Origin of the sequence: Pseudomonas izuensis, from assembly GCF_002356535.2 — a bacterium.
Lineage (GTDB): Bacteria > Pseudomonadota > Gammaproteobacteria > Pseudomonadales > Pseudomonadaceae > Aquipseudomonas > Aquipseudomonas izuensis.
Map to the genome: position 1 here is coordinate 492,593 of NZ_AP017423.2, position 25,570 is coordinate 518,162.

The 25,570-nt window shown below is 59.9% G+C and carries 23 protein-coding genes and 1 riboswitch; of the genes, 16 read left to right on the top strand and 7 right to left on the bottom strand.

The window, feature by feature from the left end:
• The first annotated feature begins 4 nt into the window (after positions 1 to 4).
• From LAB08_RS02170 to LAB08_RS02180, 3 genes are all read left to right on the top strand, one after another.
• Entirely contained in the window at positions 5 to 1,405 is a 1,401-nt protein-coding gene (locus LAB08_RS02170; RefSeq protein ID WP_096513738.1) for a PIG-L deacetylase family protein, read from the top strand.
• An 87-nt stretch (positions 1,406 to 1,492) separates the two neighbouring features.
• Positions 1,493 to 2,449: a glycosyltransferase family protein gene (locus LAB08_RS02175; protein ID WP_096513737.1), complete on the top strand. Its 957-nt coding sequence runs from the start codon at positions 1,493 to 1,495 to the stop codon at positions 2,447 to 2,449.
• Between the two features lie 198 nt (positions 2,450 to 2,647).
• Positions 2,648 to 3,742 carry a glycosyltransferase gene (locus tag LAB08_RS02180; protein ID WP_096513736.1) on the top strand — a complete coding sequence of 365 codons (1,095 nt, stop codon included), beginning with the start codon at positions 2,648 to 2,650 and terminating at the stop codon, positions 3,740 to 3,742.
• Here the strand turns inward: LAB08_RS02180 and LAB08_RS02185 are convergent.
• Positions 3,737 to 4,342 carry a BUD32 family EKC/KEOPS complex subunit gene (locus LAB08_RS02185; RefSeq protein ID WP_096513735.1) on the bottom strand — a complete coding sequence of 202 codons (606 nt, stop codon included), beginning with the start codon at positions 4,340 to 4,342 and terminating at the stop codon, positions 3,737 to 3,739. The two genes, LAB08_RS02180 and LAB08_RS02185, sit on opposite strands and share 6 nt — an antisense overlap.
• 112 nt (positions 4,343 to 4,454) lie before the next feature.
• Here LAB08_RS02185 and LAB08_RS02190 point away from each other — a divergent pair, with 112 nt between their 5' ends.
• The 5 genes from LAB08_RS02190 to hldE all read left to right on the top strand — a co-directional run bounded on the left by LAB08_RS02190 (position 4,455) and on the right by hldE (position 10,465).
• Positions 4,455 to 5,627 carry an O-antigen ligase family protein gene (locus LAB08_RS02190; protein WP_096513734.1) on the top strand — a complete coding sequence of 391 codons (1,173 nt, stop codon included), beginning with the start codon at positions 4,455 to 4,457 and terminating at the stop codon, positions 5,625 to 5,627.
• A 15-nt stretch (positions 5,628 to 5,642) separates the two neighbouring features.
• The gene (gene msbA, locus LAB08_RS02195; RefSeq protein WP_096513733.1) at positions 5,643 to 7,448 is read left to right on the top strand and encodes a lipid A export permease/ATP-binding protein MsbA; all 1,806 of its coding nucleotides are present in this window, start codon (positions 5,643 to 5,645) and stop codon (positions 7,446 to 7,448) included.
• Positions 7,449 to 7,635: 187 nt separating this feature from the next.
• Complete coding sequence (locus tag LAB08_RS02200) at positions 7,636 to 8,340, top strand: sulfotransferase family 2 domain-containing protein (protein WP_096513732.1); 705 nt, start codon at positions 7,636 to 7,638, stop codon at positions 8,338 to 8,340.
• A complete protein-coding gene (cysC, locus tag LAB08_RS02205) occupies positions 8,333 to 8,938 on the top strand; it encodes an adenylyl-sulfate kinase (protein ID WP_096513731.1) in 606 nt (201 codons plus the stop codon). The genes LAB08_RS02200 and cysC overlap by 8 nt, the downstream gene beginning before the upstream one ends.
• A 102-nt stretch (positions 8,939 to 9,040) precedes the next feature.
• Positions 9,041 to 10,465 (top strand): bifunctional D-glycero-beta-D-manno-heptose-7-phosphate kinase/D-glycero-beta-D-manno-heptose 1-phosphate adenylyltransferase HldE, encoded by a 1,425-nt coding sequence (gene hldE, locus LAB08_RS02210; RefSeq protein WP_096513730.1) that lies wholly within the window; start codon positions 9,041 to 9,043, stop codon positions 10,463 to 10,465.
• A gap of 129 nt (positions 10,466 to 10,594) precedes the next feature.
• Here hldE and LAB08_RS02215 read toward each other — a convergent pair whose 3' ends face one another.
• From LAB08_RS02215 to LAB08_RS02230, 4 genes are all read right to left on the bottom strand, one after another.
• A complete protein-coding gene (locus tag LAB08_RS02215) occupies positions 10,595 to 11,563 on the bottom strand; it encodes a metal ABC transporter ATPase (protein ID WP_096513729.1) in 969 nt (322 codons plus the stop codon).
• Positions 11,564 to 11,596: 33 nt separating this feature from the next.
• Positions 11,597 to 12,409 (bottom strand): aldo/keto reductase, encoded by an 813-nt coding sequence (locus tag LAB08_RS02220; protein WP_096513728.1) that lies wholly within the window; start codon positions 12,407 to 12,409, stop codon positions 11,597 to 11,599.
• Positions 12,406 to 13,581, bottom strand: a complete 1,176-nt coding sequence (locus tag LAB08_RS02225; RefSeq protein ID WP_096513727.1) for an NAD(P)/FAD-dependent oxidoreductase — start codon at positions 13,579 to 13,581, stop codon at positions 12,406 to 12,408. The genes LAB08_RS02220 and LAB08_RS02225 overlap by 4 nt, the downstream gene beginning before the upstream one ends.
• Positions 13,582 to 13,757: 176 nt before the next feature.
• On the bottom strand, positions 13,758 to 14,090 hold the full coding sequence (locus tag LAB08_RS02230) for a DMT family transporter (RefSeq protein ID WP_096513726.1): 333 nt from the start codon (positions 14,088 to 14,090) through the stop codon (positions 13,758 to 13,760).
• Positions 14,091 to 14,192: 102 nt separating this feature from the next.
• Between LAB08_RS02230 and LAB08_RS02235 the strand changes: the two genes are divergently transcribed.
• Positions 14,193 to 15,113, top strand: a complete 921-nt coding sequence (locus tag LAB08_RS02235) for a LysR family transcriptional regulator (protein ID WP_096513725.1) — start codon at positions 14,193 to 14,195, stop codon at positions 15,111 to 15,113.
• Entirely contained in the window at positions 15,106 to 16,383 is a 1,278-nt protein-coding gene (gene waaA / locus LAB08_RS02240; RefSeq protein ID WP_096513724.1) for a lipid IV(A) 3-deoxy-D-manno-octulosonic acid transferase, read from the top strand. Before LAB08_RS02235 ends, waaA begins: the two co-directional genes overlap by 8 nt.
• 187 nt (positions 16,384 to 16,570) lie before the next feature.
• On the opposite strand, the gene LAB08_RS02245 is transcribed toward waaA, so the two are convergent.
• Positions 16,571 to 18,004 (bottom strand): TolC family outer membrane protein, encoded by a 1,434-nt coding sequence (locus tag LAB08_RS02245; RefSeq protein ID WP_096513723.1) that lies wholly within the window; start codon positions 18,002 to 18,004, stop codon positions 16,571 to 16,573.
• Between the two features lie 203 nt (positions 18,005 to 18,207).
• Positions 18,208 to 18,313: riboswitch (TPP riboswitch) on the top strand.
• 163 nt (positions 18,314 to 18,476) lie between these two features.
• On the opposite strand from LAB08_RS02245, the gene thiC reads away from it, so the two are divergent.
• Together thiC and cytX are read left to right on the top strand one after the other, a co-directional pair.
• Positions 18,477 to 20,366, top strand: a complete 1,890-nt coding sequence (gene thiC, locus LAB08_RS02250) for a phosphomethylpyrimidine synthase ThiC (protein ID WP_096513722.1) — start codon at positions 18,477 to 18,479, stop codon at positions 20,364 to 20,366.
• 151 nt (positions 20,367 to 20,517) lie between these two features.
• Positions 20,518 to 21,810 (top strand): putative hydroxymethylpyrimidine transporter CytX, encoded by a 1,293-nt coding sequence (cytX, locus tag LAB08_RS02255; RefSeq protein WP_096513721.1) that lies wholly within the window; start codon positions 20,518 to 20,520, stop codon positions 21,808 to 21,810.
• Here the strand turns inward: cytX and LAB08_RS02260 are convergent.
• Positions 21,779 to 22,525: an RsiV family protein gene (locus tag LAB08_RS02260; RefSeq protein ID WP_096513720.1), complete on the bottom strand. Its 747-nt coding sequence runs from the start codon at positions 22,523 to 22,525 to the stop codon at positions 21,779 to 21,781. The genes cytX and LAB08_RS02260 overlap by 32 nt on opposite strands.
• A gap of 214 nt (positions 22,526 to 22,739) precedes the next feature.
• On the opposite strand from LAB08_RS02260, the gene LAB08_RS02265 reads away from it, so the two are divergent.
• The 4 genes from LAB08_RS02265 to LAB08_RS02280 all read left to right on the top strand — a co-directional run bounded on the left by LAB08_RS02265 (position 22,740) and on the right by LAB08_RS02280 (position 25,501).
• Entirely contained in the window at positions 22,740 to 23,357 is a 618-nt protein-coding gene (locus LAB08_RS02265) for an NUDIX domain-containing protein (RefSeq protein ID WP_096513719.1), read from the top strand.
• Complete coding sequence (locus tag LAB08_RS02270; RefSeq protein WP_034148716.1) at positions 23,348 to 23,800, top strand: DUF1249 domain-containing protein; 453 nt, start codon at positions 23,348 to 23,350, stop codon at positions 23,798 to 23,800. Before LAB08_RS02265 ends, LAB08_RS02270 begins: the two co-directional genes overlap by 10 nt.
• Positions 23,801 to 23,899: 99 nt before the next feature.
• Positions 23,900 to 24,715 carry a 3',5'-cyclic-AMP phosphodiesterase gene (gene cpdA, locus LAB08_RS02275; RefSeq protein ID WP_096515585.1) on the top strand — a complete coding sequence of 272 codons (816 nt, stop codon included), beginning with the start codon at positions 23,900 to 23,902 and terminating at the stop codon, positions 24,713 to 24,715.
• 177 nt (positions 24,716 to 24,892) lie between these two features.
• On the top strand, positions 24,893 to 25,501 hold the full coding sequence (locus LAB08_RS02280) for a YqiA/YcfP family alpha/beta fold hydrolase (protein WP_096513718.1): 609 nt from the start codon (positions 24,893 to 24,895) through the stop codon (positions 25,499 to 25,501).
• The last annotated feature ends 69 nt before the right edge of the window (positions 25,502 to 25,570 follow it).

Consider the following 25,570-nt stretch of genomic DNA (forward strand, 5'->3'; position numbering starts at 1 on the left):
GCCCATGAGCCGTAAACAGCAACTGCTCAAGCGTCATCGACGCAACAAGCGTATCGGTCTGTTGGTCGCGTTGGGGGTGTTGATAGTGTGCGGCGTATGGGTGGCCTGGTGGTTGCCGCTGGTGTTGGCTGTTCTGGGCTGGATTGCGCACGAGGCCTGGTTTGCCGACCATTTGTTCTATTCGCCAAAAGATGATTACCAATACAGTTTTCCACCCTATACGCCACAACCCAAGGTTCATCTGAGCGGCGATCGCTTGCGGCTGGACGAGGGCGTCATGCTGGTCGACGACGCAACGCTGGTGTTGGCGTTACGAATCAAGAGCACGTGGCTGGGGCGTTTCCTCGACCCGGTGGTGGAGCTGTCCGGAGGCGATAACCCGGATCGACAAACCTTCGAGCGAGGGGTGAACGGCCTGCGTTACCTCAACCTCAGTGGTCAGGCGCAGGTATTGTCGCGTGGCGAGCTGCGGTTGCGCGGGCGTTTCTGCCGATTGCTGGGTGAGCCCGTGCTGTGGGCGCTGGAACATCCGGATTACCGTCGGCAACGGGTAATGGTGATCGCCCCCCATGCCGATGATGCCGAGCTGGCGGCTTACGGTTTGTACAGCCAGGCAGACGAAACCTGGATCGTTACGCTCACCGCCGGTGAAATCGAAGCCGAACACTATCAGCAGATGGGGTTGAGCAAGGTCGAGGCGGCGCGACTCAAGGGCCGTTTGCGAGCGTGGGACAGTATTGCCGTGCCGCGCTGGGCCGGGGTGCCGGAGGCGCGTTGCGCGCAACTGGGCTATTTCTGCCTTCAACTGGCAGCCATGCAAGCTTCCCCCGCCCAGTCGGTGGGGTCGCGTGAAGCAGGCTTGAGCGACACTCGACTGTTCCGCCAGATGAACCCGTTTACCCTGCCGGGCGATGTTGACGGTGTACCGAGCTGGAACAATTTACTGGCGGATCTGCGAGAGCTATTGCTGCGGGCGCGACCTGAAGTGATCGTGCTGCCGCACCCGACACTTGATCCCCACCCCGATCATGTTTGTGCCCAGGAAGCCGTTCTCGAAGCACTGAAGGGGCTTGAATGGCAGCCGACATTGCTGGGTTACGCCAATCACCTGCATGACAATGATCGCTGGCCGATGGGGGACACTGGCGCTGGTATCGCACTTCCTCCGGTATTCGATTCGGCTCGGGAGCTCCATCCTTATTGCCTTTTGCTTTCTGCGGCGCAGCAGCGCGATAAAGCCATGGCCTTGGGAATGATGCACGATTTGCAACCCCGGGCCCCGTTCAAACGACGTTTACGCCGCTTGTTGCAACGATTGTTGGCAGGCCGTTCCGGTTCGCCCTATGGCGAAAACGAATTCTTTCGCAAGGCTGTACGACGCCATGAACTGTTCTGGCGTCTGTAAGGTGTTTCGGGCCTGGCGTACCCCTGCCTGCGGGCTGGCAGGGTTCAGGTGTGGCTCGGCGGATTGGCTGTTGTGGCAAGGAAGACGATGAAAGTTCTATTTCTGGTGCAGAAAGATCAGCGGGCCATTCTGGATCGTTTGTACGACGGTGTGGCAGCTCATTGCGAATGCGACCTGCGGTGGCTGAGCAGCAATGATCAGCGCAACCTGCGTAGCTATTTCCGGCGCGAAGTCGATGTGACACGGTATGACCGTATCGTGTTTTTTCTGCGTTTCAAGCAGGAGATTCGTCAGGTTGGATTTATCCGCACGATACCCAACCTCGTGATTCTCGAGCACGATGCCTACCAGAATTACATCCCCTGCAAATATACCGGTAAGTTCAGCGCGCATTACCGTCGCTTGCCCTGGGCACGGGTGATCAGTTCCGGTTTCGTCGTCACCGAACGCTTGCGCGAGGAGGGTTTCGACGCGGTGTTCGTGCCCAAGGGCTACGACCAGACCCAGCTTGAGGACCGGCACCGCGAACGAGATATCGAACTGGCGTTCGTCGGCAGTACCAACAGCGTTGCCTATAGCGGGCGCAAGGCCCTGCTCGATGAACTGGGGCGCGTCGAGTCGTTGGTGGTCACTCGCACAAACTCCGGTGAGGAGTATTGCGACACGCTCAATCGTATTCGCTTTTTCGTCAGTGCCGATGTCGGAATGGGCGAGTTCATGATCAAGAATTTCGAGGCTATGGCCTGTGGTTGTGTCTTGCTGGCTTTTGATCAGGGTGTGAGGGAAAGTCAGGCTTTGGGCCTGAAGGATATGCACAACATTGTGTTCTATCAGGACATAGCGCAGCTTCAGGCAAAACTGGCCGTACTGCGCGGTGATCCGGAACTGGCGCAGCGTATCGCGCATAATGGCCGCGAACTGGTGGTTAGCCAGTTCAGTTTTGCGCGCATTGGCCAGCGGATCGTCGAGGCGCTGGAGCCCGCATTGCGTACGCGAGCGCCTCTAAGCTTTATGGAAAAAATCCGCCTGAAGTTGGGCATTTGACAAGCGTTGCAGAGCAATTGATATTGCTGGCGACTACTACTTTATTGAGACTTCGGTGCAATTTTCCCAGGAAAGTGAAATCACCTTGATGGTCACCTGTTGTGGCCGGCTGGATCTGTTCAGGGCTACTTTCGAGAGTGCCGACCGGCTCGACACCGCCGCACATTTCCGCAAACCCTTGTCCTGGCTTTTTGCCCTATGAGTATTATTAATGTCATGTGGGCCAGCGGCGGTCCGTTCGCCTCAACTCATAAGGTGCATCAACAGATATTGTCCCAGGCCTCGCCCTCAGTACCGGTTGAAACCTGGTTGCTTCAGGGGCACGCGTCGGAATGCGGGGTGAGCGTCGGTGGTGTACGGGAGTGGGGGTTGTCCTCCTCCCGGCTGAAAGGACGGCATTTCTGGCGGCTGACCAAGCCCTGGATGCAAGCCAGGTTTCGAAGCGCTCTCAAATACAGCGATGCACATCTCTTGCTGCTTGATGGCCTGGGAGTGGCACGTGCGTTCTTACCGATACTCGAAACCTTGCCGCACATCCGTGCAGTGGTGATTTTTCATGGATCGACGCGACTTCATCCCGTCGATCGAGTGGTCTTTGGGCGTTTCCCGGCCTCTCGGCTGACCTTGGTTGCGGTGTCGAAAACCCTCGCGGCTTCGCTGAGCGAAGACCTGCAAGTGCCGGTCATGACGTTGCGCAGCGCCTTCGATCCGGCGGCTTTTCGTTCCGCACTACTTCCTCGAGAGCAAGCGCGTACCCGGTTGGGCCTGCCGCTGGATAAAACGCCGGTGCTGGGGGCGGTGGGGCGTCTGGTCGCGGGAAAAGGTTTTGCCTGTCTTCTCGATGCCTTTGCCGGAGCATTGCCTGAAAAGCCCGATCTGAAACTGGTGATTGTGGGTGAAGGAACGGCCCGTGCTGCACTGGAAGCTCGGATCGATGAATTGCAGTTGCGCGGCAAGGTCTTGCTGCCGGGCCATATGGATGATGTGGCGCAGCTCTACCGTGCATTCGACTGGGTTGCGATGCCGTCGCTGAACGAAGGCCTGGGGCTTATCTTGCAAGAGGCGGTAATGGCAGGTGTTCCGGTTCTGTCCAGTGAGCTGGATGTGTTTCGCGAGCAGTTGGCGGATGCCGGCTGGTATGCCCCCATAGAAAATGTGGACGTCTGGCGGGATATCATCGCGCGAGCATTCAGCGTCTCCCCTGAAACCATCGCGGCGGAGCAATATCAGGCGTTGGCCCCCGATCAATCATGGCTAAGCTTTAGCCAGACCGCCCGCGCATTACTCTCATGATGGCAGTACTGCCTGTTCGAGTGCTTGCATCGGAAAGGTCTCGTTCAGGTTCTCGCGCGCAATATAGCGGGCGAAATGCTGAAGGTTGCGTTTGACCAAATGCCGGGGCAATGGCGCACGCAAGAATCGCATGTCTGCCACATCAATCAGGCCCATGCGGTTATCGGGCGTAATCACGATGTTGCCCAGATGCAGCGACCTGAAATAGATCCCCGAATCATGCAGGTTGCGTATCAGGTTGGCCAGGTCGGGCAGGGCTTGTGGCCAGCTGAAACCTTCCTTATTGGCAATCTGGCGCAGGGTTTCTCCTGGCAGTGGCTGGTAAAGCACCGCCGTCATGCCTGGAGCTTGCAGTCGATAGAATTGCAGGACCTGCAAGGTCGGAACGCCGAGCTTTTGCAGTTCGACCGCGTTGTCGATGAAGCGTTTCGAATACGGGCGGACCAGTGCAGATGAAAAAAAACGTTTGCGACGAAATAGTTTAAGAATATTCCCATCCTGCAACAGGTAGACTTTCGGCCCGTAACTGTCGGCCTCCAGCACTCTGGCACCGTTGATCATTTGATTTAGAGCGGCTTGCGGCAGCCGAGAACATTGCATCGTAAGAAGGCCTTGTGGGAAGAACAGTGGCACTGTAGCGGGCAATGATGCCGAAAAGTTTCAGCTTTAACCATGCCGGGTTGGGTGGGTGAACTCTCTCAGGAGCAATTTGATGCAGGAAACACGTTGGGCGCAAGCGTGGATGTCTATCGGTCTTTTTTGGTTTTTGTTTGCCATCGCGGTTGCACCTACCAACAAGATCTATCAGCAAGGATTGGTCGCATTTCTCTGGTTGCCGGCCTTGGTTTTTTCCTGGTCCGCGCGGGCTCGGCTCGCAGAATTGTTTCATGAGCAACGCTGGGTCTATCTGCCGCTGCTGGGGCTCGTGACCTGGGCGCTGATCAGCCTTTCCTGGACGAGTGCCCCGGACATCAGCCGCGAAGCCAAGCGTTTGCTGTATATCGTGGTGTTCCTGCTATTTTTTCCGATTTTTGCCAATGGCCGGCCCGAGCGTGTGATTCGCATCATGCAATGGGGCGGGATTGGGCTGGCAGTGACCGCGGTCGTGGCCATCGTCAAATTTTATGGTCTCGATGGCAATGCCTTGGGTGAGCGTCTTGAGGGGCTGGGTGAGTTGTCTCATCCGATCCTGGGGGGCTATGTCATCGGCCTGGCAGCCGTGTGGCTGGCAATATGGACTCCGCAAACGGGCCGGATGCAAGCGGTTTGGGTGGTTGCTCTGGGTTTGCTGGGTGTATTCGTACTGCTAAGCCAGAGCCGTGGAGCCGGTTTGGCGTTATTCCTCACGTTGCTCGCCATGCCAATCTGGTGCGGAGACCGGCGTAGTCGTGTGATCGCGGCGGCGGCATTGATCATCGCCATGCTGGCTTTCCTGTTGTTCGAACCCCTGGTCATGGCGCGTGGAGTGTCCTATCGGCCACAGATTCTGATGGCCAGCCTGCAAATGATCGCTGAACACCCGTGGCGCGGCCTGGGACTCGGTAGTGACTATAGGGTGTTCGCCTCTGATCAGTATTTTGATCATGCCCATAACCTGTTCACCCACGTAGCCATCGGGCTGGGCCTGCCAGGGCTGCTATTGTGGTGTACGGTTTGGCTTGCAGTACTGCGCGAGGCCTGGAAAGTTCGGGAAACTTTCTATGCGAGAGGGGTCATTGGGGTCTGGCTGTTCTCAACACTGGCAATGCAATTCGACGCCGCCAGCATGGCAGGAAGCCCGAGACCCGAGTGGTTTGTAAGCTGGTTGCCCATTGGTCTGGCCAGTGTTTTGGTATGGGCGCGGGCCAATCCCGGCGCCTGTGATAAAATTTCGCGTTCTTCCTAACCAGTGAGCCCTACGATGAGTGATGCACCGCCTGACGCGGGACAGGATTCCAGCCTGAAAATCTATTTTCGGCTGTTGGGGTATGTAAAACCCTATGTCGGCCTGTTCCTGCTGAGTATCGTGGGCTTCGTGATCTTTGCCTCCACCCAGCCGATGCTGGCGGGAATACTCAAGTATTTCGTCGATGGCCTGAGCAACCCGGAAGCGGTGCTCTTTCCCAATGTTCCTTATCTGAAGGACTTGCAGTTGCTGATGGCCGTGCCATTGCTGATCATTTTGATCGCTGCATGGCAAGGGCTGGGCTCGTTTCTTGGCAACTATTACCTGGCGAAGGTTTCACTGGGGCTGGTGCATGACCTGCGCATCGAGTTGTTCAACAAGCTACTGGTGCTGCCCAATCGCTATTTCGACACCCACAATTCCGGGCATTTGATCTCGCGCATCACATTCAACGTGACCATGGTGACCGGTGCGGCCACCGATGCCATCAAAGTGGTGATCCGCGAAGGCCTGACCGTGGTGTTCCTGTTTGCCTATCTGATCTGGATGAACTGGAAGCTGACCCTTGTGATGTTGGCAATCCTTCCAATGATTGCCTTCATGGTGGGTAATACCAGCAAAAAATTCCGCAAGCAGAGCAAGAAGATCCAGGTGGCCATGGGCGATGTGACCCATGTGGCGTCCGAAACCATCCAGGGCTATCGCGTGGTGCGCAGCTTCGGTGGCGAGGGCTATGAAGAGCAGCGTTTTGCCGCCGCCAGTCAGAGCAACACCGACAAACAGTTGCGCATGACCAAGACCGGTGCGGTCTATACGCCCATGCTGCAATTGGTGATCTACACCGCCATGGCGGCATTGATGTTCCTGGTGCTGTTCCTGCGTGGTGACGCCACTGCTGGTGATCTGGTGGCCTACATTACCGCCGCGGGGCTGTTGCCCAAGCCAATCCGGCAGTTGTCGGAAGTCAGTTCGACCATCCAGAAGGGCGTTGCCGGTGCCGAAAGCATTTTCGAGCAGTTGGACGTCGAACCTGAAGTCGATAATGGCACGGTCGAGCGTGATCGGGTCAAAGGCAATCTGGAGGTGCGCAACCTCAGCTTCACCTACCCGGGAACCGAGCGTGAAGTGCTGAAGAACATCAGCTTCACGGCGGCGCCGGGTCAGATGATCGCCCTCGTCGGTCGCTCCGGTAGCGGCAAGTCGACCCTGGCCAGTCTGCTTCCGCGTTTCTATCATCACGACATCGGCGAAATACTGCTCGACGACGTTGAGATCGAAGACTATCGCTTGCGCAATCTGCGTCGGCACGTGGCGCAAGTCACGCAGCACGTGACCCTGTTCAACGACACCATTGCCAACAACATTGCCTATGGTGACCTGGCTGGCGCTCCCCGCGAGGACATCGAAAAAGCCGCTACCGATGCCTACGCGATGGACTTCATCTCGCAGATGCCTGCAGGTCTGGATACCCAGGTCGGCGAAAATGGCGTGTTGCTCTCCGGCGGGCAGCGTCAGCGTTTGGCAATTGCGCGGGCGCTGTTGAAGAATGCACCGCTGCTGATCCTCGACGAGGCGACGTCGGCCCTCGACACCGAATCCGAGCGCCACATTCAGGCGGCGCTGGATCAGGTCATGAAAGGTCGTACCACGTTGGTCATTGCTCACCGTTTGTCGACGATCGAAAAGGCCGACCTGATTCTGGTGATGGACCAGGGCCAAATCGTCGAACGAGGCACTCACGCACAGCTGCTGGCGCAAAACGGCTACTACTCGCGCCTGCATGCGATGGGCCTGGACGCTCCGGCCGAAAACATCGCCTGACCCCGGCCACAGGGTGGGCCTCGCTCACCCTGTTGCTCTTCGGGCGTGCAATGCGCTCGCAGATTTGTATCCATCTCCTTACGTTTCTTGACCAAACCTGAATAAATCCCGGCAGCGCGCTTGTTAAGGTTCTTGAGCGAACTTTAACTTCAATCGAGAGGGTCACCCCTTTCTCGCGGGTGCTGCAATGTTGCAACGTTATCTCTGGAAGCTGTTGCCCAAGGCGCAACGGCATTTCTTGCTGGATCGACTGTCGATCGTGGATCGCCAGGTGGTCAACAAGTCGATGTCGGCGAATTTGCGTTACCCCAGGCCATTTGCGCAACGTTCCTGCCTGTTTATCCACGTTCCCAAATGCGCCGGCAGTAGTGTCTGTGTCGCGTTGTTCGACGGCTGGACCCCAGGCCACTTGCCGTTGTATTGGTACGAACAGCAATTTCCCGAACAGTTTGCCGACAGTTTCAAGTTTGCCTTTGTCCGCGATCCGCTGGAGCGGGCGTATTCCGCTTATGCCTATTTGCGGGGCAACACATTGGGCCGCCGCGATCAGCCAGCGCAGAAGCTGGTCAGCCATTACCGCGACTTCGACGATTTCGTCGCACGCTGGCTGCACCCCGAGACCATTCAGCGGCAACTGCATTTTGCCGCGCAGACGGATTTTCTCACCGACTCCCTGGGGCACCTGGCACTGGACTTCATCGGCTATCAGGAACATCTGGAGCGGGATTTCCGGCTGGTCTGCGAGCAATTGGGGCACGAGGCGTCGTTGCCCCACGTCAACAGTTCGCAGCAGCGACGCCCTGTGCCGGCCCGTGATTTCTGCTCGGCGCGGACGCGTCGTCTGGTTCGCCGGGCGTACCAGCGCGATTACGAGTTGCTCGGTTATGAATGAGGTGCTGTCGATACCGACCCCGGGGATCAGACCTTATGCGCTATCGCTGTCGAGCGCTGACCGTGCCGCACTCAAGTCGCAACGGCCGCGTTGTCTTTGGCTGACAGGATTGTCCGGGGCGGGAAAATCGACCCTGGCCAATGCCCTGGAGTTGCAACTTAATCAACGCAGGTTGCACACCTTTTTAATCGATGGCGATAACCTGCGCACCGGTCTTTGCCGTGATCTGGGAATGGGGGCCGACTGTCGACGGGAGAACATCCGGCGCATGGCCGAGGTGGCGCGACTGATGGTGGATGCCGGCCTGATTGTGATTGTGGCGGCGATCTCGCCGTTCCGGGTCGAACGCGAGGCGGCGCGCCGGCTGTTCGCCGAGGGCGATTTCATCGAAGTGTATGTGAGCACGCCGTTCGAGGTTTGCGCGCAGCGCGACCCCAAAGGTTTGTACCTGGCGGCCCGGCAAGGACGGATCAAGAACTTTACGGGTGTCGATAGCCCGTACGAAGCACCGCTGAACGCCGAGTGCGAAATTGATACACGGGCGCTGGGCATCACGGATGCCTGCCAGCGTCTGTCAGATTTGTTGGCTATTAAATGAGCAACAAATCCCGCCGGATCATCCTGTTGCAGCGCTCGCACAAGCGGGGGCCTACCCTGTGTTAATATCGCGCCCCTGTTCATTTTGTATGTGGGTTGCTCCATGAAGTTGTCCATGCCGCGATTCGATCAAGCCCCTGTCTTGGTGGTCGGCGATGTCATGCTCGACCGTTACTGGCATGGTGGTACCTCACGGATTTCCCCTGAGGCGCCGGTACCGGTAGTCAAGGTCGATCACATCGAGGACCGCCCGGGCGGTGCCGCCAACGTTGCGTTGAACATTGCCGCCCTCGGCGCGCCGGCCTCGCTGGTCGGCGTGACCGGCGACGATGAAGCCGCCGACAGCCTGGCCAACAGTCTCAAGGGCGCCGGCGTGCGGGCGTTGTTCCAGCGCGTTGCGCACCAGCCGACCATCGTCAAGCTGCGAGTCATGAGCCGTCACCAGCAACTGCTGCGTATCGACTTCGAAGAACCGTTCGCGACCGACGCCCTGGCATTGTCCGTGCAAGTGGACGAATTGCTGGAAGGCATCAAGGTGCTGGTGCTGTCCGATTACGGCAAAGGCGCGCTGAAAAATCACCAGGTGTTGATCCAGGCCGCCCGTGCCCGTGGCATTCCGGTATTGGCCGATCCCAAGGGCAAGGATTTTTCGATCTACCGCGGTGCGAGCCTGATCACGCCGAACCTCAGCGAATTCGAAACCATCGTCGGTGGTTGCGCCGACGAGCACGAACTGGTGAGCAAGGGCGCGCAGTTGATGCAAGACCTGGAACTCGGCGCGTTGCTGGTGACCCGTGGCGAACACGGCATGACCCTGCTGCGTCCGGATCATCCGGCATTGCACCTGCCGGCGCGCGCCCGTGAAGTGTTCGACGTGACCGGTGCCGGTGACACGGTGATTTCCACCCTGGCGGCGGCTATTGCCGCAGGCGAAGAACTGCCTCACGCGGTCGGCCTGGCCAACCTGGCGGCAGGCATCGTGGTCGGCAAACTCGGTACGGCGGCCATCAGCGCGCCGGAATTGCGTCGTGCCATTCAGCGCGAAGAAGGTTCGGAGCGCGGAGTGCTGGGCCTGGAACAACTGCTACTGGCCGTCGACGATGCCCGTGCGCACAACGAGAAAATCGTCTTCACCAACGGCTGTTTCGACATCCTGCATGCCGGCCACGTGACGTACCTCGAGCAGGCGCGCGCGCAGGGCGACCGGTTGATCGTTGCGGTCAATGACGATGCTTCGGTCAGCCGCTTGAAAGGGCCGGGTCGACCGATCAACAGTGTCGACCGGCGGATGGCCGTGCTGGCAGGCTTGGGTGCGGTGGACTGGGTAATCAGCTTCCCGGAAGGCACTCCGGAAAACCTGCTGCGCGAAGTCAAGCCGGATGTACTGGTCAAGGGCGGGGACTACGGGATCGATCAGGTGGTCGGCGCGGACATCGTGACGGCGTATGGCGGGACGGTGAAAGTGTTGGGGCTGGTGGAAAACAGCTCTACGACCGCGATTGTCGAGAAGATCCGCAAGTCTGAATGACACAACCCTCTGTAGGAGCTGGCTCGCCAGCGATGGAGTCAGTGACGCCGCGTTCAATCAGAAGATACGCGTCATCGTTAACGACCATCGCTGGCAAGCCAGCTCCTACAATGGGTTATGTGTACACCTTCAGGAGCTGACCTTCTTACGCGGCACGATCTTCTTCAGCAGTTGCCTCGCCTTCCCGCGTAGCAGCGCCAGGCCCGAATCCTTTCCCGGCGGGGTCAAACCCTGCTGCCTCACCCAATCCTTCCAGCGAATCCGTTCATCCTTCACCAGCCACCCCTCCTGCCGGGCAAAACTTTCGGCCAGGTAAAGTCCGCGCGTGCTTGCCGGGTACAGTTGATCCTTCTTCAAGGTGTAGAGCTCGGCCAAAGGATGACCATCCTGCAAGGGCATCAAGTACAGATCGGGGCGCTTGCGATCCAGGCGGGCCACCAGTTGATCACCTTCCAGGCGTTCGTCGACATGAAACAGGCTCAGGGATTTGGCTTCCTTGGGCACGTCCAGTCGCAAATCATAAATCAGCTGCAGGGAAGCCGTCGGCAGGTGCACATAGGCCCGTGGCCGTTCGATCAGCGGCAGTTTGGCGCAACGCACCGGCCGTGCCGAACCGGACAGTGACGTAAGGCGAAACGGCAGGGCTTCACGGTAGTGCAGGGCCGACGAGTAGGGGGCCGGTAGCCAGGTGTCGTGGAAGCGTCCGCCGAGCCAACCCTCCGGGGTTTCCAGCAGGCATTCCTCGGCGATCTCCTGAATCGCCGTGTGCAGCGGCAGGTTCAATTCATGGGCCGGCACATAGCCGGAGATCAACTTGAGCACCACGTCGCCACGGTCCTGCCGGCGCTGGCGCACCAATACCCAGTAATCGCGATTCTGCCAATGCAGCGTCAGGCGCACCGACACCCCGAGGTTGGCCAGCTCCAGGGCGAACCGCTCGGTGTCGGCGACTGTCACCGGCCGGCGTCGTTGCAGGATCTGGGAAAAATTGAGTGGCCTCCCGACGCTTTGATAACTGAGGCCTTCGGGAGTCGCTTCGACAAATAACGGTAGGGTCTTGAAGTTGCTCGGGTTCTTTCTTATGAGCGTACGCGGCATGTCGGCTCCTGCTTTAGGCCGCGTGAGGCGGCATCAGTTGCTACGTAGGACCTGGGCAACGGTCGCGACATTGTGGGCGAGGTGCAGCGGATTGATGGTCCCGACAATAGCACTGGCAACACCCGGATGTTCGAACAACAACTCGAAACTGGCGCGCACCGGGTCCACCCCCGGACTGAGGCACACATGACCGCTGGCGAGGGCTTTCTTCACCAGAATGGCTTTGCCGTGAGCAGCAGCATAGTCAATGACGGGCTTTTCGGTCTGTTCGTTCAGATTGTAGGTGACCATTGCGCAATCACCCTGTTCCAGAGCCTTCAAGCCGCCTTCGACGGTTTTTCCGGAAAAGCCGAAGCCGCGGATCTTGCCTTCGGCCTTGAGCGTGGCGAGGGTCGCATAGACCTCGCAGTCATTGAGGATCGCCAGATCGTTGCCATCGGAGTGCACCAGCACCAGATCGATGAAGTCCGTTTCCAGGCGTTGCAGGCTGCGTTCAACTGACAGTCGGGTGTGCGCCGCCGTGAAATCGTGGCGGGATTGACCATCGGCAAACTCTTCGCCGACCTTGCTGACAATCACCCAATCCTGGCGCTGTCCGCGCAGCAATGGGCCGAGGCGTTCTTCGCTGCGACCATAGGCCGGAGCGGTATCGATCAGGTTGATGCCCAGGTCGCGCGTGAGCTTGAGCAGCATTCGGGCTTCATCATCGTCGGGGATCTTGAAGCCATTAGGGTATTTCACCCCTTGATCGCGGCCGAGTTTGACCGTGCCCAGGCCCAGGGGAGATACCAACAGGCCGGTGCTGCCCAAGGGGCGATGCAGGTCGTGCAGGGTGGGCTGGCTCATGGCAGCAGTTGCTCCCAGGCAGGGACGCCCATCGGCGGTTTTGGCAGGGGTGGCAATGCTACTGCCGGGCCGGGTTGGATGCCATCGCGGGCCAGGTTGGCGATTACCCGGTCGGCAAAGTCAGGGGCCAATGCCAGTTTGGTTGGCCAGCCCACCAGCAGCCGACCTTCCTCGGCCAGAAATGCGTTGTCGGGACGGGTAAGCCCTGATTGCAGCGGTTCGGCGCGATCCACGCGCAAGGTCGCCCATTGCACGGTGCTCAGGTCGATCCAGGGCAACAATTGGCCAAGTTCTTTCTGCGCGGTGGCGATTTGCTCGGCGGGCTCACGGGCAACACCTTCGGTTTCGGCGATATCGCCGCCCAGATACCAGACCCACTGGCCGTCGGCGGCCGGGTGGGTGGTCACGGTAATGCGCGGTTTGGTGCCGCCGCCCAGGCAGTGGGCGTACAGCGGTTTGAGACTAGGGCCCTTGGCGATGATCATGTGCAGCGGGCGGCGTTGCATGGCCGGCTGGCTCAGGCCCAGTGCTTCGAGCAGTGCCGCCGTCCCGGCGCCCGCGCTCAAGACGATGCGTTGGGCGCGGATCTCGCGGTCGTCCACCTTGAGGCCGACCAGCACGCCACCGTCCAGCAGCGGTTCGATCTTCTGTCCGGCAAGCAAGCCGTCACCGGCCAGGTCGGCCAGGCGCTGGATCAGGCTCGGTACGTCGATCACCAGTTCCGCCAGGCGATAGACCTTGCCCTTGAAGCGCTTGTCTTGCAGCGCGGGCGGCAGTTGGTCGCCCTTGACCTGATCGACGCGACCGCGCACGGCTTTGCTGGCGAAGAAGCTGGTGAGGTTGCCGGCGATCGTGCCCGGGGACCAAAGGTAATGGGCTTCGGACAGCAAGCGCACACCGGACAAGTCCAGCTCGCCGTCCCCGGCCAGGGCCTCACGCCAGCGCCGCGGCATGTCGGCGATGGCTTCCGAAGCGCCGGTCAGGGCGCCGTGCAGTGCGTATTTCGCACCGCCGTGGATGATGCCCTGGGACTTCACGCTCTGGCCGCCGCCGAGACTGGCATTTTCCACCAAAACAGTCGAAAAGCCTTGGCGGCGCAGGCGCGCATTCAACCAGAGGCCGGCGACACCAGCGCCGACAATCAAAACGTCGGTGGAAATAACGGATGGCATGCAGCGACCTCAGTGTTCAAGACGAGGGCGCAGTATACAGACTCAAAGATTGGAGAGGCTGTTGTACCTGTGGGAGCGAGCCTGCTCGCGAAGGGGGCGTGTCAGGTGATATCAATGTCGCTGACACACCGCTTTCGCGAGCAGGCTCGCTCCCACAGGGGATGGCGGTTCGGTTCTTAATGTCCCGCAGTTTTGGAGAAGAGCTGGATCACTACGACACCCAAAACGATCAGCGCCATCCCCATCATCGCCGGCACATCCAGCTTCTGCCCGTAGATAAACAGCGCTGCAACGCTGACCATCACGATCCCCATGCCGGCCCAGACAGCGTAAGCCACGCCCACCGGCACGCTGCGCACCACCAGGGTCAACATCCAGAAGGCAATGCCGTAACCGACAATGACCAATAGCAGTGGCAGTGGGGTGCTCAGGCCTTTGACCGCTTTCATCGAAACAGTGGCAATCACTTCGGCGCAGATGGCTATGGCCAGGTAGTAGTAAGCGGTCATGGGTCAATCCTCTATGAAGTGTTGCTCTCTGAGGTCGGCATTCTAGTGATTCTCCAGATGCGGTAAAGTCATTACCTATCTGCCAGGAAGATGGGTTGAGCCATGAACATGCAATGGAATCTGGAGCAGTTGCGTTTGTTTGTCAGTGTCGCGGAACAACGTTCGTTTTCTGCCGTGGCACGGGACCAGCGCAAGGCGCAATCGGCGGTCAGCAGTGCGATTGCACTGCTGGAGGAAGACCTGGGCGTGAGCCTGTTCGACCGCAGCAGCGGCCGTCAGCCGAAACTCACCGAAGCCGGCAATGCCTTGCTGGAAGAGGCGCGTGAAGTGCTGCGCCAGTGCGAGCGCCTCAATGGTCGGGCGTTGGCGATGATGCGTGGCCAGGAGGCTCGCCTGCGCCTGGCCCAGGATGAGGCGATGCCCTATCAACCGATCATCGAAAGCTTCGAAGCACTGGCCGAACGTTTTCCCAGCCTTGAAGTGCAATTGACCAGCGCCGCCCAGGGTGAGGTCGCACGTAAACTGGTGGAGCGCCGTGCCGACCTGGGCTTGCTGTTCTTCCACGACCAGATCCCCGAAGCGCTGGAGCGGCGCGTACTCGGCAGTGTGGAAATGGTTACCGTGTGCGGTATCGACCATCCGTTGGCCGGGCAGACGCAGGTCGATTGCCAGCAGCTGGCGCAGCATCGTCAATTGCTGATGTCGACCCAGTCCAGCGTATACCCCGGCAGCGAGCCGGCCAGCCCGCAAGTCTGGCGAGCCGACAGTTTTTACGTGATGGCTGAATGGCTGGTGCGCGGCCTCGGTTGGGCCTGGCTACCGCGGCATGTGGTGCAGTACCCGACCTATCACGGCCAAATGGTCGAGCTGAGCAGCGAATGGACGCCGCCGGCCCTGGTGGTAGAGCTGGTCTGGCGGCGCGATGAGCCACTGGGGCCGGCGGCGCGCTGGCTGGCGGAACGTTTTGCCGTGCACTTGCAGGCGATCGGCGAAAAAACCGATAAACTCCGCCGCCATGAATAGAACTCTCTACACCGCGCTGTTTTACCTGGGGCTGCCATTGGTGGCGATTCGGCTGTGGCTGCGGGCGCGCAAGGCGCCGGCTTATGCCAAACGTATCGGCGAGCGCTTCTCCTACGGGATGCCGGCGATGAAGCCCGGTGGTATCTGGGTGCACGCGGTGTCGGTAGGCGAAAGTATTGCTGCCGCGCCGATGATTCGCGCCCTGCTGCAACGTTATCCGGCGCTTCCGATCACCGTGACCTGCATGACGCCGACCGGGTCCGAACGTATCCAGGCATTGTTTGCTAATGAACCGCGCATCCAGCACTGCTACCTGCCCTACGACTTGCCGTGCGCGGCAAAGCGTTTTCTTGATCGGGTCCGGCCAACACTGGCGGTGATCATGGAAACCGAACTGTGGCCCAACCATATCCATCAATGCGCCAAGCGCGGGATTCCCGTGGCCCTGGCCAATGCACGCCTGTCCGAGCGCTCGGCCAGGGGCTATGGACGCTTCGGTAAACTGACCGGACCGATGCTCGCCGAGATGAGCCTGTTTGCGGTGCAGACCGAGGCTGAAGCCCTGCGTTTTCGTGAGTTGGGCGCGCGGGTTGAAACCGTCGAGGTCACCGGCTCGATCAAGTTCGACCTGACCATCGACCCGCAACTGTTGCAGCGTGCCGCCGAGTTGCGTGGGCAATGGCAAGCGCAGGATCGCCCGGTGTGGATCGCCGCCAGCACCCATGAGGGCGAAGACGAGGTGGTGCTCGCGGCCCATCGCCGGTTGCTGGCGAGCCATCCCGATACCTTGCTGATTCTGGTGCCGCGCCATCCGGAGCGTTTCAATCCGGTGTTTGAGCTGTGCCGGCAGCAGGGGTTTGCCACGGTCCGTCGCTCCAGCGGCGAGCCGGTCAGCGCCGCCACTTCAGTGCTGCTGGGCGACACCATGGGCGAGTTGCTGTTCCTCTATGCCCTGGCTGACAGCGCGTTCGTCGGCGGCAGCCTGGTGCCCAATGGCGGGCATAACCTGCTGGAACCGGCGGCACTGGCTAAACCGGTGCTCAGTGGTCCGCACCTGTTCAACTTCCTCGAAATCGCCGGACAGCTGCGCAGCGCCGGGGCGTTGCAGGAAGTGGAAGACGCGGAAGGCCTGGCGTTGGCGGTGCAGCGCCTGTTTGAGTTGCCGAGGGATGCGCAGCGCATGGCGGAGGCCGGGCTGAAGGTCATGCGCACCAATCAGGGCGCATTGCAGCGATTGCTCGACGGATTAGGACGGTTGATCGACCGTTAACCCTGTGGGAGCAAAGCTTGCTCGCGATGGCGACCTCGAGGACGCCATCGCGGGCAAGCCTTGCTCCCACGGGGTTTGCATCAAGCCTCGACAATGCGGTGTACGCAAATCCCATAGGAGCAAAGCTCGCTCGCGATAGCGATCTCAAGGACGCCATCGCGAGCAAGCTTTGCTCCTACAGGTTCTTTTAGGGTCTGGCCTTGAGTTGTTCAGCCGCCGCCTTGGCCAGGTCCGGTGGCAGGAAGTCCTTGTCCGGGTTGTAGTCAGGCTTCAACCAGCGTGCCAGGTCCTGCAAGTCTCCCGGGTTCAACGTACCGGCCTGTTGCTTCAAGCGCAGATTGTCGAGGATGTAGTCGTAACGGGTATTGTTGTAGTCACGCACCGAGGTGTACAGCGAACGCTGCGCATCCAGCACGTCGACGATGTTTCGTGTCCCCACCTGATAGCCGATTTCCGTCGCTTCCACCGCACTCTGGTTGGAAATGATCGATTGTTTGCGCGCCTGCACCTGCTCGACATCGGTGTTTACCGCGCGGTGCAGGTCGCGGGTATTTTCCACGATCGACCGACGCAGGGATTCGCGTTGCTGCTCGGTCTGGTCCAGTTGGGCGTACGACTGACGCACCTGGGAATTGATCAGGCCGCCGCTGTAGATCGGGATGCTCAGTTGCAGGCCCACGGTGGTTTGCTCGACGTTGCCGCCATACGCCTGGGGAAGGTTGTTCGGGTTGCTGAAACCCAGTGCGTCGTTGTCGCCTTTCTCGTATTTCGCCACCGCATCGAGGGTCGGTGCGTGGCCGGCCTTGCGTTGCTTGAGAGTTTGCTCGGCGGCACTGACCGCGTAGTTGCTGGCCAACAGATTGAGGTTCTGCCTGGCCGCCGTTTCGACCCAGGCCTTGGCGTCGTTCGGCGCCGGCGGCAGGATCGGCAAATTGTGGCTGATACCCTGGATCGAGTTGTATCGCCGGTTGGTCAGGGTGACCAGGGCTTCGAAGGCATCATCCACCTGACGCTGCGCAACGATGCGGTTGGCCCGCGCGGTGTCGTAGCTGGCCTGGGAGTTCAGTACGTCAGTCTTGTCCGAGAGGCCGACATCGAAGCGTTCGTTGGACTGATCGAGCTGGCGCTTGAACGCGGCTTCCTCGGCCTTGGTCGAGGCCAGGTTGTCCTGGCTGCGCAGCACGTTGAAATAGCTGTTGGCGGTTTGCAGGATCAGGTTTTGCTCGGTTGCCGAGAGTTGCAGGGCCGCCTGTTCATTCACATCCTTGGCCGCCTGGAACTGGAACCAGCGGTCTGCGCGGAACAGTGGCTGGGCCAGAGTCGCCTGATACGAATGGGCATCACGGTTGGTGGTCAGCGAAGGCTGGTCGACCGCAGTGCGCACGCTGGCTACATTGGCGCCACCGGACAGATTGGGCAGCAACCCGGCGCGGGCCTGGGGCACGACTTCCTTCTGGGCGCCGTATTGGGCAACGGCGGCGGCCAGGTCGGCGTTATTGTCCACCGCTTCCTGGTAGACGCTGACCAGGTCGGTTTTGGTCGATAAGGGCGCTTCTGCTGCCCAGGCCATTCCATTGGACGCACAAGACACGGCAACGGCCAGTGAGAGTTTGCGCAGCATGAGGCGATCCCTAGAAAATTACACTGATAATTTGAGCGCCAAGGCTACGGCGCGGCACAGGCAGCGTCAACGTGCAGCATGGCCGTTGCGAGTGTAGTGGTGCGTTCGTTCGGCAACAATCCTGCCGTTCCCGGTAATTGCGCCATTCATCATGGTGTTTGCAGCGGTGTTGGCGTTCTTTGCCAGTTATGTCTAGACTGGCCACGTTCTTGTCGGGGTGCCTTGCTATGAGGCTGAGATCGAATAATTTCGGATCCCGTTGAACCTGATCAGGTTAGCGCCTGCGTAGGGAACAAGATTTCTCGTCACCCGGCGAGTCCTCTTGTGCTTCGTCCGGGATGTTGTTCGACAATCGAACACCCCTCGAGCACTGAGCACAGCACGGCTGGTTTTCCCAGCTCACGTGCGTCCATTCGTTACAGGTTCGCTCCGACAAAATTCCACTGCCTGGATGCTGTCTGGAGAGCCCGTGATGACCACAAAAGCAAAAATCGCCACCAACCTGAGTGACTCGGCCAAGGTCGATCAGCAATCGGTTCAGCCGTTTACCCGCTCGCAAAAAATCTATGTTCAGGGCACCCGCCCGGACATCCTCGTGCCAATGCGCGAAATCAGCCTGGATGTGACACCGACCGACTTCGGCGGTGAAGTCAACGCGCCGGTGGTGGTGTACGACACCTCGGGCCCGTACACCGACCCCAATGTCATCATCGATGTGCGCAAAGGCCTGGCTGACGTGCGCTCGCCCTGGATCGAGTCCCGTGGCGACACCGAACGCCTGAGCGGTTTGAGCTCGAACTTTGGCCAGGAGCTCCTGGCCGATCCGGAGCTGACCAAGTTGCGCTTCGCTCACGTCAACAACCCGCGCCGCGCCAAGCAGGGGGCCAACGTCAGCCAGATGCACTACGCGCGCAAAGGCATCATTACCGCCGAGATGGAATACGTCGCCATCCGCGAAAACATGAAGCTGGAAGTGGCCCGCGCCGCCGGCCTGCTGGACCAGCAACACGCCGGCCACAGCTTCGGCGCCAGCGTGCCGAAAATCATCACCCCCGAATTCGTCCGTGACGAGATCGCCCGCGGTCGCGCGATCATTCCGGCCAACATCAACCACACCGAACTGGAACCGATGATCATCGGCCGTAACTTCCTGGTGAAGATCAACGGCAACATCGGCAACAGCGCACTGGGTTCGTCCATCGAAGAAGAAGTGGCGAAATTGACCTGGGGTATTCGCTGGGGTTCGGACACGGTCATGGACCTGTCCACCGGCAAGCACATTCACGAAACCCGCGAGTGGATCATCCGCAACTCGCCAGTGCCGATCGGTACGGTGCCGATCTATCAGGCCCTGGAAAAAGTCGGCGGTGTTGCCGAAGACCTGACATGGGAGCTGTTCCGTGACACGTTGATCGAGCAGGCCGAGCAGGGCGTCGACTACTTCACCATCCATGCCGGCGTGCTGCTGCGCTACGTGCCGATGACCGCCAAGCGCGTGACGGGCATCGTTTCCCGTGGCGGCTCGATCATGGCCAAGTGGTGCCTGGCGCATCACAAAGAGAACTTCCTCTACACGCATTTCGAAGATATCTGCGAAATCATGAAGGCCTACGACGTCAGCTTCTCGCTGGGCGATGGCCTGCGTCCGGGGTCGATTGCCGACGCCAACGACGAAGCGCAGTTTGGCGAGCTGGAAACCCTCGGCGAGCTGACCAAGATTGCCTGGAAACACGACGTGCAGTGCATGATCGAAGGCCCTGGCCATGTGCCGATGCAATTGATCAAGGAGAACATGGACAAGCAGCTGGAATGCTGCGACGAGGCGCCGTTCTACACCCTCGGCCCGCTGACCACCGACATCGCGCCAGGCTACGACCACATCACCTCCGGTATCGGTGCAGCGATGATCGGCTGGTTTGGCTGCGCCATGCTCTGCTATGTGACGCCGAAGGAGCACCTGGGCCTGCCGAACAAGGATGACGTGAAGACCGGGATCATCACCTACAAGATCGCCGCGCATGCCGCCGATCTGGCGAAGGGGCATCCGGGCGCGCAGATCCGCGACAATGCCCTGAGCAAGGCGCGCTTCGAGTTCCGTTGGGAAGACCAGTTCAACCTGGGCCTCGATCCGGACACCGCTCGCTCGTATCACGATGAAACCCTGCCGAAGGATTCGGCCAAGGTCGCGCACTTCTGCTCCATGTGCGGGCCGAAATTCTGCTCGATGAAAATCACCCAGGAAGTGCGCGAATACGCGGCCAACCAACGGATCGAAGCGGTCGACGTGGACGTCGCCCAGGGCATGGCCGAACAGGCCGAGCGCTTCAAGCAGGAAGGCAGTCAGCTGTACCAGAAAGTTTGATCTGACGTGAGTTCGGCGGTGCCTGCACCGCCGTCTTCGCGAGCAGGCTCGCTCCCACAGGGGATTTGTGAATGACGCAAACCAATGTGGGAGCGAGCCTGCTCGCGAAGGCGATCAACACAACAACAAATGTTCCTCTGAGATAACACCCTTGAGCATTCAACCCAGCACTTACTCCCCCGATATCGCGGTGCCGACCGACAAACGTGTGTTCGGCGGCCGTGATCTGTTTTCCCTGTGGTTTTCCCTCGGCATCGGCCTGATGGTCCTGCAGACCGGTGCCTTGCTCGCACCCGGTCTTGGCCTGTCCGGCTCGTTGCTGGCGATTTTCCTCGGTACGCTGGTCGGCGTCCTGCTGCTGGCTTCGGTCGGCGTGATCGGCAGCGACACCGGCCTGTCGTCGATGGCCGCGCTCAAGCTCAGCCTTGGTGCCAGGGGCGCGAGTCTGCCGGCGGTGCTGAACCTGCTGCAATTGATCGGTTGGGGCTCGTTCGAAATCATCGTCATGCGCGATGCCGCCAGTCTGCTCGGCGCCCGCGCTTTCAGCGAAGGCAGTCTGTTGTCCAATCCGGTGCTGTGGACGCTGTTCTTCGGCGCACTGGCGACCCTGCTGGCCGTCAGCGGCCCGCTGACCTTCGTGCGGCAGATCCTGCGCAAGTGGGGCATCTGGCTGTTGCTGGCCGCTTGCACCTGGCTGACCTGGAACCTGTTCGCCAAGGCTGATCTCGCGGCGTTATGGGCGCAAGCCGGTGACGGTTCGATGCCGTTCGCCGTGGGTTTTGACATTGCCATTGCCATGCCGCTGTCGTGGTTGCCGCTGATCGCCGACTACTCGCGTTTCGGCAAGCGCGCGAAAAACGTCTTCGGTGGCACCGCGATCGGCTTCTTCATCGGTAATTTCTGGTTGATGAGCCTGGGCGTGGCCTACACCCTGGCGTTTGCGCCGAGCGGTGAAGTCAATGCCTTGCTGTTGGCGCTGGCGGGTGCCGGGCTGGGGATTCCGCTGCTGCTGATTTTGCTGGATGAATCGGAAAACGCCTTTGCCGATATTCACTCGGCGGCAGTCTCCAGCGGGATTCTGTTGCGCTTGAAGGTCGAGCACCTGGCCCTGGCCATCGGTGTGGTCTGCACCCTGATCGCCTTGCTGGCACCCCTGGCTCAGTACCAGAACTTCCTGTTGTTGATCGGTTCGGTGTTCGCGCCGCTGTTCGGCGTGGTGCTGGTGGATCACTTCATCTTGCGCAAGCGCAGTGGCCAGGTTGCCTCAGCTGCACTGCGCTGGCCGGCACTGCTTGCCTGGCTGGGCGGGATCAGCACCTATCATCTGTTGGCCAACCTGTATCCGGATGTCGGCGCCACCCTGCCGGCACTGGTCCTGGCAGGGCTGCTACAGCTGGTGTTGGGTCGGGCCTTCAGTTACGGCCGGGAAACAGCTCGGGCTTGAGGATGCCGTTCAGGCGAGGGTAGGGGATCTTCAGTTCGACATGGCCCAGCGCGTAAGGCGCAATGCTGCTGGTTTCGTACTTGAGGATCACCCCACCGTAGGTCAGCGCCACGTTCTGGGTTTTCTGGAATGGCCAGCTCTTCACGAACTCCGGTTCCTGATCGAGCTTGGTGCTGATCAGCCAACTGTTGTGCGCCACCTGCGCCGCTTTCCAGAAAGCGTCTTCCTGGCCCGGCACCAGCATGTCCGACAGCGTCAGCACCTTATGCTGTTGGCGTGAATAGTTGATGAAGCCTCGACCCGGCGTGCCATGGGCACCGCCGGTGTCCAGGTAGCTGGACAACTCCACAATCACCAAGCCGTCATGCTGTTCACGTACCTTCGCTTGCAAGTAGCTGCTATTGCGCGGGCCCGCGTTGCGCAAGAACTGCTCTCGATAGGCCGCCAGCGTCGGCGCCGCCGGGGTGTCGGGCGAGGTGCGGGTCATTTGCAGCAGGCGTTTTTCGATGATGCCGTCAAGCGCAGGCTCGGCGGGGAAGTGCACGGTGTCGATATTCACCAGCGGGCAATCCTGGTCCGTGCAGCCAGGCTTGAGCTGTTCGGAAGCGTCGCGGGTGGTTTCCAGCGGAGCTCGATAGTTGGGCTGGAACAGGCTCTGGCAGGCACCCAGGGTCAGGGCGATGGCGGCCATGGAAGCGATTTTAAAAAGCGACATGGGTGTCCTTCATAAAACAGGGAAAGGCAAAAAGTTACCCGCTTCGACTCTCAACGGAGCAGTCAGTTCGCCACTAAGCTAATTAGAGTGGGTTTCGTCCTCACCGTCTATCCCGCTGACGGGAAAGGGGCTGCATCAAACGTCACGGGCGCGTTAGGATGGCGCGAAGTCGAGGCTGGAGCCTCGTAACGGATGTGAAGTAACGAGGATTGTCATGACCGATTTTGCCAACGCCATTCCGACCGCTATCGATATCGTTCGGCGCGAAAAGTGTTTCGAGGGCTTCTACAAGCTCGATCGTTTGCACTTGCGTCACGAATTGTTCGCCGGGGGCATGAGTCGTGAAATCCATCGTGAATTGTTTGTCCGTCACGATGCAGTGTGTGTGCTGCCCTACGATCCGCAGCGCGACGAAGTGGTGTTGATCGAGCAGTTTCGCGTGGGCGCCATGGGCAAGACCGACAATCCGTGGCTGATCGAACTGGTCGCTGGTCTGATCGATAGGGAAGAAGTGCCGGAAGAAGTTGCTCACCGCGAAGGGCAGGAGGAAGCTGGGCTTGTATTCGGGGCGCTATGGCCGATGACCAAGTATTTTCCATCGCCGGGCGGCAGTAATGAGTTCGTGCATTTGTACCTGGGGCGTTGCGAGACAACCGGGGTCGGCGGCCTGCATGGGCTGGAGGAAGAGGCAGAAGATATCCGCGTCACGGTGTGGGCTTTTGAAGATGCCCTGCAAGCCGTACGCGACGGACGTATTTCCAACGCGGCCAGCATCATTGCCTTGCAGTGGCTGGCTTTGAATCGCGTTGAAGTGAGGGGGTTATGGTCGTAAACAAGCTGCGCGATCGCTATCGGGTGGATCTGGTGGGGCTGCAAGCGTCCTGCGAGGCGAACTACGCGCGCCTGATGCGACTGCTGCCGGACATGCGCAGCGAGCCGGCGGCGCGGCGCATCGCCGTGACCCACGGCGAGCAAATGCTAGGCGTGCTGGCGCTGGAGGTGCTGCAAGTCTGTCCGTACACCACGACCCTGCAAGTGCGCCAGGAACACAGCCTGCCCTGGCTGCCGGTGCCTCAACTGGAAGTTCAGGTCTATCACGATGCCTGCATGGCCGAAGTGGTCAGTGCCGAGCATGCACGACGCTTTCGCGGGATCTATCCTTACCCGAACGCCTCGATGCACCAGCCCGACGAAAAAGCCCAGCTGAACATGTTTCTGGGCGAATGGCTGAGCCATTGCCTGGCGCTGGGGCATGAGTACGAAGTCGTACGTTAGTTGTGAACTGCGTCAGGTTCGCCGATTTCCCCTTTCGAGCATCCCCCAGCATAATTGCGCCATTCCTTCATTCTCGTGATCGCGCCCTGGGAGAACGACTTGTCGAGCGTATCCGCATTGACCACCGCCGATCCGGCGCTGCTGGTGCAACTGTCCGACAGCCACCTGTTTGCAGAGGCAGACGGCACGCTGCTGGGCATGAATACCCGCGACAGCCTGCAAAAAGTCATCGAACGGGTACGCGCGCAGCAACCCCGTATCGATCTGATTCTGGCGACCGGGGATCTGTCCCAGGACGGTACGCTGGAGTCCTATCAACAGTTTCGAGAGCTGACCCGACAGCTTGACGCGCCGACACGCTGGATTCCCGGTAATCACGACGAGCCGCGGATCATGGCCGAAGCCGCGGTGCAAAGTGCATTGCTGGAACCGGTAGTGGATATCGGCAACTGGCGGGTCACGCTGCTCGATTCGGCGGTGCCGGGCTCGGTACCGGGGTATTTGGAGGACGAGCAGTTGCAGTTGCTGGCCCGCTCCTTGAGCGAGGCGCCTGAGCGGCATCACCTGGTGTGTTTTCACCATCACCCGGTGTCGATCGGCTGTGCGTGGATGGAGCCTATCGGGCTGCGCAATCCTGAAGCATTGTTTGCGGTACTGGATCGTTTTCCACAGGTGCGCGCAGTGCTTTGGGGGCATGTGCACCAGGAAATCGATCAAATGCGTAACGATGTGCGTCTGATGGCTTCGCCTTCGACCTGCATTCAGTTCGAGCCGGGCAGCGACGATTTCAAGGTCGGCGAGCAGGCGCCGGGGTATCGCTGGCTGCGGCTGTTGCCCGATGGCCGGCTCGAAACCGGCGTGGAGCGCGTCACCGGGTTCGACTTCCAGGTCGATTACGGCTCCAACGGCTACTGACACAGCTTTGTAGGAGCTGGCTTGCCAGCGAAGAGGTCGTCACGTTCACCATCAATCTTGTTTGAAAATCCGCCTTCGCTGGCAAGCCAGCTCCTACAGGGATCGCATTTCATCGGCACCCAATGCGACAAAGTCCCTGTAAACTCCGTCTCTTTACTCGACGTTCAGGGAGTTCCAATGTCCGGCTCGATCCTTTATATCCACGGTTTCAACAGTGCGCCTGCATCGCAAAAGGCCACTCAGTTGAGCGAAGTGATGGAGCGGCTGGGCTTGAGCGAGCATCTGCGGGTGCCCGCTTTGCATCACCACCCCCGTGAGGCCATCGGTCAGCTGGAACAGGCGATTGCCGGGCTCGGTCGGCCATTACTGGTCGGCAGCTCGCTCGGCGGCTACTATGCGACTCACTTGGCTGAGCGCCATGGCCTGAAAGCCCTGTTGATCAACCCTGCCGTCAGCCCGCACCGGATGTTCGACGGATTTCTGGGAACGCAGAAAAACCTGTATACCGATGAGACCTGGGAGCTGACCCACGACCACGTGACGGCCCTGGCCGAGCTGGAAGTGCCGGCGCCACAGGACCCGCATCGCTATCAGGTGTGGTTGCAGACCGGGGACGAAACGCTGGACTATCGCCTCGCCCAGCAGTATTACCGGGCTTGCGCCTTGCGTATCCAGGCCGGTGGCGACCATGGATATCAAGGGTTCGCCACACAGCTTCCCGCCATGCTGAGCTTTGCCGGCATTGGCGCAGATGTGTATCAGGCGATTGATTTCGCGGCGCTCTGATTTCAGGGCCGCATGGCCCCTTTGTACTGAACCTTTTTACTGAACAGCTTTTCACTGAAGGACGACGAG